The sequence below is a fragment of the Pseudomonas sp. PME37.24/006 genome, assembly GCF_055556635.1.
Genome location: NZ_JBVHNL010000001.1, coordinates 16,953 through 26,564 on the forward strand (window position 1 = coordinate 16,953; position 9,612 = coordinate 26,564).

A 9,612-nucleotide genomic window follows, 5' to 3' on the forward strand; every position below is an offset into this window, starting at 1 on the left:
CTGCTGCATGCCATTGCTGGCTGTGGCGCAGTCGCCGCGGGAGGGCAGCATCGAGCTGGCGACGGGGGAGGGGCGCATCATGCGTTTCGCCGAGCCCGTGGATGCGGTGATGGTCGCCGAGCCGGGCGTTGCCGACCTGCAGGTGGTTTCGCCTGGCGTCATCTACCTGTTTGGCAAGCGTGCCGGGCACACCACGCTGGTGGCCCTGGGCAGCGACGAACGGGAGATAGCCTCGCTGCAGATCAATGTCGGCAGCAATGGGCGGCCGATCAGCAGCGCGCTGCGCAGTCGCTATCCACAGAGCGGCGCCGTAGTGAAGGGCGTGGGCAATCGCCTGGCGGCCAGCGGCCAGGTCAGCAGCGTCGGCGAGGCGCTGGATCTCAATGCCATGCTCGACCCTACCGGGCAGGAATGGCAGGGCGCGGTGAACACCGCGACCTACCCGGGTTCGGCGCAAGTGAATATTCGCGTGCGTTTCGCCGAGGTGTCTCGCGAGGAACTGCTGCGCTATGGCGTGAGCTGGAATGCCTTATTCAACAACGGCACCTTTTCCTTCGGCCTGCTCACCGGCGGCAACCTGGCAGCGGAAGCGGCGAGTGGCGCCTCCAACTTGATAAGCGCCGGCCTGGACAGCAGCAATTTCAATATCGACACCGTGCTCGAGGCGCTGCAGAGCAACGGCGTGCTGGAGATTCTCGCCGAGCCCAACATCACCGCCATGACCGGTGAAACGGCGAGCTTTCTGGCAGGCGGTGAAGTGCCGGTGCCGGTGCCGGTAAACAGCGATTTGGTCGGCATCGAATACAAGTCATACGGTGTGTCGCTGCTATTCAGTCCGACGGTGCTGCCGGGCGACCGCATCGGTTTGCAGGTGCGCCCGGAAGTCAGCAGCCTGATGGGCGGCAGCACCTTGGAAGTGTCCGGGTTCCGCGTGCCGTCGTTCCGCGTGCGCCGCGCCGATACCCGCGTCGAGGTGGGCAGCGGGCAGACCTTCGCCATCGCCGGCCTGTTCCAGCGAGAGAACTCCCAGGATCTGGAGAAAGTCCCACTGCTCGGTGACATGCCGATCCTCGGCAACCTGTTCCGCTCCAAGCGCTTCCAGCAGAACGAAACCGAGCTGGTGATCCTGATCACGCCTTATCTGGTCGAGCCGATGCAGACCCAGGCCATGCTCACGCCGCTCGATCGCGCCAACGGCATGCATGCGCAGGCGCCAACGCGAAGCAGTGCCTTCGGGTTCTATCTGCAATGAACGGGAGTGCTGCCGTGATTCGTTTAAGTCTGTCTGGCGTCTGTCTTCTGCTCGCTGCGTGTCAGACCGAATTGAAAGCGCCGGCCTACGAGACTGGCTTCGAGCGGGTGGTCGATGCCGAAGGCCGCAGCCTGCTGATCCCCAAGGCGTGCCGACGCTACGATGGCGACGGCCAGCTGATACCAGAAGAGGATGTGCTGGCGCTGCCACTTGGCTGTGCCAATAACGCCAACCTGCTGCGCATGGTTGAGCGCCGTGGTGACGTGCTGCGCGGTCGCGAGACCGGGCCGACACTGGCGGCGCCCGTGGGCCGGGCGGCGCAGTCGTATCTGGAGGGCTTCGAGACCGAGGAGAAGCGCCGCCGTCGGCAGGAACAGGCGGCGCAGAATGCTATCTCAGGTGGTGCGCGATGAGCCCCCGGCAGCGCCTATTTGTTGGCGCTCAGGCCCAGTGCTCGGGCGCGTTCGGCGGGGTCGGCGATGGCAGCGATACGCTGCGCTTCGGCGATCAGCGACTGACGCTCGGCTGTGCTGACACCGACGAGTTGCACGCTGGCCGGTTTACCTTGGGCGCCGGCCAGCACCTGAACCAGCAGCGCGGCGCGCTGGTGGCGCGGTTGCGCGGTGGATGCACGGTCGACGCCATCGATTTCTCGCAAGGCCTTGGCACTATCACCGTTGAGGGCGTAGGCCAGTGCCAGGTTGCTGCGCGCATCGAGATCCGAGGGCGTCAGTTTGTTGGCTGTAGCGAAGGCATGCTGCATGGCGACGATATTGCCCAGCTGCGCCTCGGCTGCGCCAAGCCGGGAGAAGGCCTGGACGTTGTCCGGCATTTGCTCGGCAGCACTGGCGAGCAACGGCTGGGCGCGCTCCGGATACCCCAGGCGCAGTTGTGCAGTGCCCAGACCCAGCAGGCCGACAGGGTTGTCCGGCTCCAGGGAGACGGCTTTCTGGTAGGCCTGTTCGGCACCCGGCAGGTTGCCACCGGCCAGGCGAGCGGCACCGAGCCGCTGCCAGGCCTCGAAACCGGCGCCGGGCTGTTCGGCGGCGCGCTGATAAAGCGTCGCGGCGGTACCGCGGTCACCGCGCGCCTCGACGTCGCCGGCCAATTTCATCAGGCGTTGGTAGGCATCATCACCCGCTGGCGCGGACGCATTGCTGGGCGCGTTGCTGCTGCAGGCGCCCAGCAGGGCGAAGCTGGCGAGCAGCAGAATGTGGCGGGGGGAAATCGACGGCAAAGGCGGTGCTCCTGGGTTGATCCGGCACGTGCTGGGCATTCTATAGAGCCATCTTCGGCGGGGTATGTGAAGCGGCTGCGAAATCTTGTGATTGTTGCCGGCCAGCGGTTGTTTCACCGCCCTGCCTGCGCCGATAGTGGTTCCATGAGGCGCGGCCTGGCGCTGGCTCTGCTGTTACTGGCGGGTAGTGCGGGGCTGGCTCGCGCCGAGGCAACGCCACAGTGGTACGAACAGCCCTACGCCTACGTGGTGATCAACCAGGATCTGCGCAGTGCACTGGAAGCCTTCGGGCGCAACCTCGGTCTGCCGATGGCAATTTCCAACCGGGTCAAGGGGCGCGCACAGAGCAATCTACGTGCTTCCAGCGCTGGCGAGTTTCTCGACGCGCTGTGTGGCAACAGCGGCCTGACCTGGTTTTTCGACGGCAACATGCTGCACGTGAACAGTGAGGAAGAGATCGAGATTCGCCAGTTCGAACCCAGCGGTTTCCAGCTCGACGAGCTGCAGACCTCCCTGGACGAGCTGGGTGTAGCAGGCAAGCACCTGTCCCTGCGCAGCAGTTTCCACGGGGACGGCATGCTGATTTCCGGGCCGCCGCCCTACATGGCGCTGGTTCAGCAACGTATCGATCAACTGCAGAGCCCGGTGGTAGCGGAACCCGAAGTGGTTCGCGAACGGGGGGTGCGGGTGTTTCGCGGTAGCGCCGGCATCCAGGTGGTCAAGGATGCGGACGAATAGCAGGTAGCTTTTCAACATCCAGGTGAAAGGAGAGATCCCATGGCAGTCAGTTCGGTAGATGGCAACAGCACTGTAGAGAACACCCCTGAGGCCGAGTTCGACCAGGCGCTGGAGAACGCACAGGCCGAGGAGGAACTCACCGATAGCATGATTACCCAGGCGATCATTCTGGGCGGCCAGTTCCTGATCATGCCGCGAGCTCAGGAGATCCTCAAGGAAGCCACCGCGGACGATGAAGAATAACCACGGGGATCGGCCATGACAGTCAGCGCAGCAGTTGCCACGGCGGCCCCTTCGGCCGCCGGCCAAGACGTCGCCCAGGTATCGCAGAACCTGTTCGAGCACATGGCCAGCCAGGCCAAGGGCATGCCGCAAGGTGCCAGCCCTAACCAGATCGGCGAAAACCTGATGGAGCGTCTCAACGGTTTCATCGACCGCTCGCGGGGTTTCTCCGACGCTGCTGCCGTGGAGCGCACGCCCTACGTCAGTAACTCGCCAGTAGACAAGGGCGCTGGCGTCGAGCCGGGCAAGGTCAACGAACAGCAGATCGATCGTCTGGTCGGCTCCCTCAGCCGGGTCTTCGATTACTCCATCGAAACCCAGATGGTGGTGCGTGGCGCCACGCAGATTTCCGGCTCTGCCAACACCCTGCTAAGGGGCCAGTGAATATGCGCGGGCATCCCTTTCGGCTGGTCGCGCTGTTGATGCTGACGCTGCTGCTGCAGGCCTGTGACGGCATGGTGCTGTACAGCAACCTGGGAGAGCGTGAAGCCAACAGCATGGTCGCTGCATTGCTGCGTGAGGGCATCGCCGCCCAGCGCCAGGTGCAGGAGGATGGCCGCATCACCGTCAGCGTGCCCCAGGAGCGGCTTTCCGATGCCGTGGCCCTGCTCGACGAGGCCGGCCTGCCGCAGCAGCAGTTTTCCAACATGGGCGAGGTGTTCAAGAACAACGGGCTGGTGTCTTCGCCGGTGCAGGAACGGGCGCAGATGGTTTACGCCCTCAGCGAGGAGTTGTCGCACACCGTTTCGCAGATCGATGGCGTGCTGTCGGCGCGGGTGCACGTGGTGCTGCCCGACAACGACCTGCTCAAGCGGGTGATTTCGCCTTCATCGGCGTCGGTGCTGATCCGCTATGAGCCGGATACCGATGTCGACCAACTGATTCCGCAGATCAAGACCCTGGTCGCCAACAGCATCTCGGGGCTCAACTACGACGGCGTTTCGGTCACCGCGATCAAGGCGGCGATGCGCAATCTGCGTGACGATGCCCGGCCGCCGCTGAGCTCCTTCCTGGGTATCTGGATGCTCGATGAAAGCGTGTCGCGGGCACGCACCCTGTTCTTTGCCGGGCTGCTCCTGCTGCTCGGCGTGGCCGGGGCATTCGCCTGGTATCTGTGGCGTGAACGCCAGGGCCAGGGCACCTACGTACTGAGGGAAAGCGAATGAGCCAGGCGTTGCGCGACGCCTGGCGCGCGCTGCTGGCTCAACCGATGCAATTCGTCGCCGAAGACTGCCTTGAGGCCGCATTGCTCGGCGCGGTGCCCCGTGAACGAGTGATCGATCTGGCCAGGCAGCCGCGGTTCGCGGGGCGCATCGGCGGCTTGCTCGCTTCCTACTACGGGCTTGAACCGCTGGCGAGCGTCGGCGAGATCGCCGATGACGACCTGCCGGTGGTGCTCCTGTCTCGGCAGCGTTTCGCCCGCCTCGCTGTGACCTGCGGTGCCTGCCAGCATGCTGCCTCCCTGGCTCGGGAGATTCGCGGGCCGCTGGTGCAGAGGTTGCGCGAGCAGCTTGGTGATGAGGTCTACGACCTGGCCGTGAACTGGCGCGAGCCGCCAGTCGGCAAGCAGGCGATCATCGCGGGCGATGCGCTGCTCGCCGCCATCGACCAGGATGGACAGCGCTGCGTGGATGCCTGGCTGGGCGCACAGCCGGCCCCGTTGCAGGCCTGGCTGCGCCTGCGCTTCGATCTGGCTGCGCCGCTGGCGACAGGCAGCGGCGATGACATCAAGCGGGTACGCCAGGTGGCCAGTGCCCTCACCGCTCAAGAAGAGCGGGGCGCGGCATGAGTGGCCTGCCCAGCAAGCCGGGCCAGCGCATCCTGCGTGGCGAGCAAGCCGCGCAATGGATCGACGGCTACGCCTTTCTGCAGGCTGCCCGCGAGGAAGCCGAAAGAACCCACGACGACTTGCAGCGCCTGCGTGATCAGGCACGAGACGAGGGCCTGGCGGCCGGGCGTGCCGAGGGGCAACGCGAGGCAGCGGAGCTGCTCGCACGCACGGCGCTGCAGGTCGATGACTATCTGGCCGGCCTGGAAGCGCAGATGACCGATCTGGCCCTGGGCATCGCCCGCCAGGTGATCGGTGAACTGGATGACGGCACGCGCCTGGCACTGTGCACGCGCCGGGCATTGTCGGCGTTCCGCGAGGGGCAGCGGCTGCGCCTGCAGGTTCGTCCCGATCAGCTCGACGCGGTACGTGGACAGTTGGCCGATCTCGGCGAACGCCTGCAGGTGGAAGCGGATGATGGTCTCTCCACCGGCCATGCCCGTCTGAGCAGCCCCCAGGCCAGCGTCGAGCTGGATCTGCATACCCAACTGCAGAGTTTGCGCCAGGCGCTGTTGCCCGACGTGCTGGAGGGCGGCGCATGAATGCGCCCCTGAACGACCTGTTGCCGACCCTCAGCGCCCGCCTGGACGATGCGCAACCGCGGCCGTTGCGCGGGCGCATCCGCAGTATCCGCGGCACCCTGATCCAGGCCAGCGTACCGGACGTTGGCATTGGCGAACTGTGCCGTCTCAGCGATCCAGCCAGTGGCCGCGTGCTGACTGCCGAGGTGGTGGGGTTCGACGGCGATGAGGCGATTCTGTCCCCGGTCGGTTCTCTCGAGGGGCTGTCGACACGCACGGAGATCGTCGCCACGGGCGAGAACCAGAGCGTTCTGGTGGGCGACGCGCTGCTTGGCCGGGTGATCGGGCCGCTGGGCGACTGCCTCGATGGCGGCCCGCCGGCCAGTGGCCTGCAGCGCTATCCGTTACAGGCCGAGCCGCCTGCGCCGTTTTCCCGGCAATTGATCGAACAGCCGATGCCGCTCGGTATCCGTGCCATCGACGGTCTGCTCACAGTGGCTCGCGGTCAGCGCATGGGGATCTTCGGCGAGCCCGGCGTGGGCAAGTCGTCGCTGCTGGCGAGCATCGTGCGGCGCAGCGAGGCCCAGGTGATCGTCATCGGCCTGATCGGCGAGCGCGGGCGTGAGGTGCGCGAGCTGCTCGACGTGCATCTGGGCGCCGAAGCCCGTGCACGCACCGTCGCGGTGGTCGCTACCTCGGATCGCCCGGCCACCGAGCGGGTCAAGGCCGCACTGGTGGCCACCGCCCACGCCGAGTATCACCGTGATCAGGGCCGCCATGTGCTGTTGCTGCTCGACAGCCTGACCCGCTTCGCCCGTGCCCAGCGCGAGATCGGCTTGGCCATCGGCGAACCGCCGACCCGCCGTGGTTATCCACCGTCACTGTTTTCCGCCCTGCCACGCCTGCTGGAACGCTCCGGGCCCTCGGCCACGGGCAGCATCACGGCGCTGTATACGGTGCTCACCGAAGGTGACGCCTCCCTCGACCCGGTGGCCGAGGAAGTGCGCTCGATCCTCGACGGCCATCTGGTGCTCAGTGCCGCGTTGGCCCAGCGCAACCATTTCCCGGCCATCGATGTGCTGCAGAGCCGTAGTCGCCTGATGGATCGGGTGGTCGAGCCCGAGCAGCGGCAGCTCGCTGCTCACCTGCGTGCACTGATGGCGCGGCATGCCGATATCGAACTGTTGGTGCGTACGGGCGACTACGTGCCCGGCAGCGATCCTCTGGCCGACGAGGCCATCGCCCGGCAGGCTGCCATCGAACAGTTCCTGCGCCAGGATGCCGCCGAACCTAGCAGTCTCGACGACACGCTGCGCGCGCTGCGCAAGGTGCTGGCATGAGCAGCGCCCACGCCGTGCAGCAATTGGACGATCTGCGTCGCCTGCGCGAGCGTCGTGCCGAGGCGCAACTGACCAGCTGGCGCGTGCGTTGCCAGGAGGCGGCCCAGCGGCTGGCCGCAGCGCAAGCGGAGGTTCGCGAGGCGCTGGCGTTGCTCGAACAGGAAGCCCGGCAACTGCAGACCCTGCTCAGCGAAGGCGCACTGCCGGTTGGGCAGTACCGCAACGCCCTGGATCTGCTTGACGCCCTGGAGGCGCAGCGCGGGCATCTGGCGGAGCAGGCCAGCGAGGCGTCTCGGCACCTGGCCGAAGTGCAGGCCCATCGTGATCAGGCTCACCAGCTCTGGTTGCGTCGTCAACTGCAATGCGAGGCACTGGAGCCCTTGCTGCAACGCCATTACCGCACTCAGCAGCGGGCCGCTGAGGCGATCGAGGAAAGCCTTGCCGAAGACCGTTCCCATGGAGCCACACGTCGATGAATTGCCATCAATCGTCGCTGCCCGCGTCTTTGCTACCGTTGCTGCCGCAGCTCGATGTCGCCCGGCAGGCGCTGCACAATCGTCTGTTGCGGCTCCGCCAGCCCTGGCAGGGACAAGTGGCCGGCGAGCGGCTCGAGGTCAGCGTCAGCGGCCAGCCCACAGCACTGGACGCGGCCATCGTGCTGCCTGCGCGGCTCGGCGCCGCAGCGCTGCAACTGCATATGGATGCGCCCCTGCTCGAGTGGCTGCTGGCGCCCCTCGATCTACAACGTGATTTTCACAGCCTGCCGCAGCCCCTGCAGAGCGTGCTGCTCGAACAGGCGCTGTTGCCTTGGATTGCACCTCTGGAACAGGAACTGGGCGAGGCGCTGACACTGGATGCCGAGCCGCAGCCCTGGGATTTCATGCTGACCCTGCAACTGAGTATCGCGGGTGCGCGGCTCGGCGTTCTTGGCCTGGGCCTCAGCACCGCTGCCGGCGAAGCGGTGGCCGGTTTGCTGGAGCGCCACCTGCAGCCGGCGCGCCATGCGCTGCCGATGTTGCAACTGGGCCTGGCGCTGCAGCGAGGCTGGCAGACCCTGAGCCTGGCCGAACTGCGCAGCCTGCAGCCGGGCGATGTGCTGATGCTCGATTGTCCGCCAGGCGCCGATGGTTTGCTGGTGCTCGCCAATGGACACCGGCAGGCCCGTTTCAAACGCCAGCAGTCCGGCCTGGAACTGCTCGAAGCCTTGCAACCGATCAACCCGAATACGGAGAACCCCATGGGGCACGACGCCGATGATGCGCAACTGGACGATGTACCGCTGACGGTGATCTGTCAGATCGGCAGCCTGGAGCTACCGCTGGGGCAACTGCGCGAACTGGGCGAGGGTAGTGTGCTGGCCCTGCCTGTCATCGAGGCCGAACAGGTCGAGCTGATGGTCAATGGGCGCTGCGTAGGGCGCGGCGAGCTGGTCGCCATCGGTGATGGTCTGGGTGTACGCCTGACCCGGTTCGCCAGCCTATGACGGATTACCAACCGAACCTGCTGGAAATCATTCTGGTCGTTACCACGATCGGTCTGATTCCCCTGGCGGTGGTGACCCTGACCGGCTTTCTGAAAATCTCCGTGGTGCTGTTCCTGATTCGTAACGCCCTGGGCGTGCAGCAGACGCCGCCGAACCTGGTGCTCTACGGTATCGCCCTGATCCTCGCCGTGTACGTGACCACGCCGCTGATCGGCGAAATGTACCGCGAGGTGGAGGGCCGTTCGATCAGCCTGCAAAACGCCGAGGAATTGCGCGAATTGGGTGACGCCCTGCATGCGCCCTTGCAGACGCACCTGTCACGCTTCGCCAACCCGTCCGAACGGGCTTTCTTCGTGCAGGCCACCGAGACCGTATGGTCAGAGGAGGCTCGCGCCGATCTGCGCGACGACGATCTGGTGGTGCTGATTCCGGCATTCGTCAGCTCCGAGCTGACCCGCGCCTTCGAAATTGGCTTCCTGTTGTACATCCCGTTTCTGGTGATCGACCTGTTGGTGGCCAACGTACTGATGGCCATGGGCATGATGATGGTGTCACCGACACTGATCTCGATACCCCTGAAGATTTTTCTATTCGTCGCCGTCAGCGGCTGGTCACGGCTGATGCACGGCCTGATCCTCAGTTACGGAGGAGGGTGAAGCATGGGCCAGGATGTATTTCTCTCGTTGATGAAGCAGGCACTGATGACCGTGCTGCTGCTTAGCGCGCCCGCCTTGGGCGTGGCTATTCTCATCGGCCTGGGCGTAGGGCTGTTGCAGGCGCTGACGCAGATCCAGGATCAAACCCTGCCGCAGGCGGTGAAGCTGGTGGCGGTGCTGCTGGTGCTGGTGCTGATCGGCCCGTTGCTGGCGACCCAGGTGGCGGCGCTGGCGAGCCACGTGCTGGACAATTTCCCCGCCTGGACACGCTAGGG

Annotated in this window: 14 protein-coding genes; 13 read left to right on the forward strand and 1 reads right to left on the reverse strand. The window is 65.7% G+C overall.

Annotated features, from left to right (window positions below; genetic code table 11):
* Positions 1-7 precede the first annotated feature (7 nt).
* Entirely contained in the window at positions 8-1,252 is a 1,245-nt protein-coding gene (locus ACZ3GY_RS00100) for a type II and III secretion system protein family protein (RefSeq protein ID WP_465909203.1), read from the forward strand.
* Between the two features lie 14 nt (positions 1,253-1,266).
* Positions 1,267-1,665: a hypothetical protein gene (locus tag ACZ3GY_RS00105; protein WP_465908501.1), complete on the forward strand. Its 399-nt coding sequence runs from the start codon at positions 1,267-1,269 to the stop codon at positions 1,663-1,665.
* A 14-nt stretch (positions 1,666-1,679) separates the two neighbouring features.
* Here ACZ3GY_RS00105 and ACZ3GY_RS00110 read toward each other — a convergent pair whose 3' ends face one another.
* Entirely contained in the window at positions 1,680-2,489 is an 810-nt protein-coding gene (locus ACZ3GY_RS00110) for a tetratricopeptide repeat protein (protein WP_465908503.1), read from the reverse strand.
* Between the two features lie 144 nt (positions 2,490-2,633).
* Between ACZ3GY_RS00110 and ACZ3GY_RS00115 the strand changes: the two genes are divergently transcribed.
* The 11 genes from ACZ3GY_RS00115 (at position 2,634) to ACZ3GY_RS00165 (ending at position 9,610) form a co-directional block, all read left to right on the forward strand.
* The gene (locus ACZ3GY_RS00115) at positions 2,634-3,227 is read left to right on the forward strand and encodes a type III secretion protein (protein WP_463563396.1); all 594 of its coding nucleotides are present in this window, start codon (positions 2,634-2,636) and stop codon (positions 3,225-3,227) included.
* 39 nt (positions 3,228-3,266) lie between these two features.
* Positions 3,267-3,470 carry a hypothetical protein gene (locus tag ACZ3GY_RS00120; protein WP_463563397.1) on the forward strand — a complete coding sequence of 68 codons (204 nt, stop codon included), beginning with the start codon at positions 3,267-3,269 and terminating at the stop codon, positions 3,468-3,470.
* A 102-nt stretch (positions 3,471-3,572) separates the two neighbouring features.
* Positions 3,573-3,893: a hypothetical protein gene (locus tag ACZ3GY_RS00125; RefSeq protein ID WP_463565985.1), complete on the forward strand. Its 321-nt coding sequence runs from the start codon at positions 3,573-3,575 to the stop codon at positions 3,891-3,893.
* Positions 3,894-3,895: 2 nt separating this feature from the next.
* Positions 3,896-4,675: a type III secretion system inner membrane ring lipoprotein SctJ gene (gene sctJ, locus ACZ3GY_RS00130; protein ID WP_465908504.1), complete on the forward strand. Its 780-nt coding sequence runs from the start codon at positions 3,896-3,898 to the stop codon at positions 4,673-4,675.
* Positions 4,672-5,298: a type III secretion protein gene (locus tag ACZ3GY_RS00135; RefSeq protein ID WP_465908506.1), complete on the forward strand. Its 627-nt coding sequence runs from the start codon at positions 4,672-4,674 to the stop codon at positions 5,296-5,298. Before sctJ ends, ACZ3GY_RS00135 begins: the two co-directional genes overlap by 4 nt.
* Entirely contained in the window at positions 5,295-5,879 is a 585-nt protein-coding gene (sctL, locus tag ACZ3GY_RS00140; protein WP_465908507.1) for a type III secretion system stator protein SctL, read from the forward strand. Before ACZ3GY_RS00135 ends, sctL begins: the two co-directional genes overlap by 4 nt.
* The gene (locus ACZ3GY_RS00145; RefSeq protein WP_465908508.1) at positions 5,876-7,198 is read left to right on the forward strand and encodes a FliI/YscN family ATPase; all 1,323 of its coding nucleotides are present in this window, start codon (positions 5,876-5,878) and stop codon (positions 7,196-7,198) included. Before sctL ends, ACZ3GY_RS00145 begins: the two co-directional genes overlap by 4 nt.
* Entirely contained in the window at positions 7,195-7,674 is a 480-nt protein-coding gene (locus tag ACZ3GY_RS00150) for a hypothetical protein (RefSeq protein WP_465908509.1), read from the forward strand. The genes ACZ3GY_RS00145 and ACZ3GY_RS00150 overlap by 4 nt, the downstream gene beginning before the upstream one ends.
* The gene (gene sctQ, locus ACZ3GY_RS00155) at positions 7,671-8,681 is read left to right on the forward strand and encodes a type III secretion system cytoplasmic ring protein SctQ (RefSeq protein WP_465908511.1); all 1,011 of its coding nucleotides are present in this window, start codon (positions 7,671-7,673) and stop codon (positions 8,679-8,681) included. The genes ACZ3GY_RS00150 and sctQ overlap by 4 nt, the downstream gene beginning before the upstream one ends.
* On the forward strand, positions 8,678-9,337 hold the full coding sequence (gene sctR / locus ACZ3GY_RS00160) for a type III secretion system export apparatus subunit SctR (protein WP_042556778.1): 660 nt from the start codon (positions 8,678-8,680) through the stop codon (positions 9,335-9,337). The genes sctQ and sctR overlap by 4 nt, the downstream gene beginning before the upstream one ends.
* 3 nt (positions 9,338-9,340) lie before the next feature.
* On the forward strand, positions 9,341-9,610 hold the full coding sequence (locus ACZ3GY_RS00165) for an EscS/YscS/HrcS family type III secretion system export apparatus protein (protein WP_042556779.1): 270 nt from the start codon (positions 9,341-9,343) through the stop codon (positions 9,608-9,610).
* Positions 9,611-9,612 lie beyond the last annotated feature (2 nt).

Coding starts and splice junctions, on each gene's coding strand:
- ACZ3GY_RS00100 (WP_465909203.1), top strand. CDS start 8: ATGCCATTGCTGGCTGTGGCGCAGTCGCCGCGGGAGGGCAGCATCGAG.
- ACZ3GY_RS00115 (WP_463563396.1), top strand. CDS start 2,634: ATGAGGCGCGGCCTGGCGCTGGCTCTGCTGTTACTGGCGGGTAGTGCG.
- ACZ3GY_RS00120 (WP_463563397.1), top strand. CDS start 3,267: ATGGCAGTCAGTTCGGTAGATGGCAACAGCACTGTAGAGAACACCCCT.
- ACZ3GY_RS00125 (WP_463565985.1), top strand. CDS start 3,573: ATGGCCAGCCAGGCCAAGGGCATGCCGCAAGGTGCCAGCCCTAACCAG.
- sctJ (WP_465908504.1), top strand. CDS start 3,896: ATGCGCGGGCATCCCTTTCGGCTGGTCGCGCTGTTGATGCTGACGCTG.
- ACZ3GY_RS00135 (WP_465908506.1), top strand. CDS start 4,672: ATGAGCCAGGCGTTGCGCGACGCCTGGCGCGCGCTGCTGGCTCAACCG.
- sctL (WP_465908507.1), top strand. CDS start 5,295: ATGAGTGGCCTGCCCAGCAAGCCGGGCCAGCGCATCCTGCGTGGCGAG.
- ACZ3GY_RS00145 (WP_465908508.1), top strand. CDS start 5,876: ATGAATGCGCCCCTGAACGACCTGTTGCCGACCCTCAGCGCCCGCCTG.
- ACZ3GY_RS00150 (WP_465908509.1), top strand. CDS start 7,195: ATGAGCAGCGCCCACGCCGTGCAGCAATTGGACGATCTGCGTCGCCTG.
- sctQ (WP_465908511.1), top strand. CDS start 7,671: ATGAATTGCCATCAATCGTCGCTGCCCGCGTCTTTGCTACCGTTGCTG.
- sctR (WP_042556778.1), top strand. CDS start 8,678: ATGACGGATTACCAACCGAACCTGCTGGAAATCATTCTGGTCGTTACC.
- ACZ3GY_RS00165 (WP_042556779.1), top strand. CDS start 9,341: ATGGGCCAGGATGTATTTCTCTCGTTGATGAAGCAGGCACTGATGACC.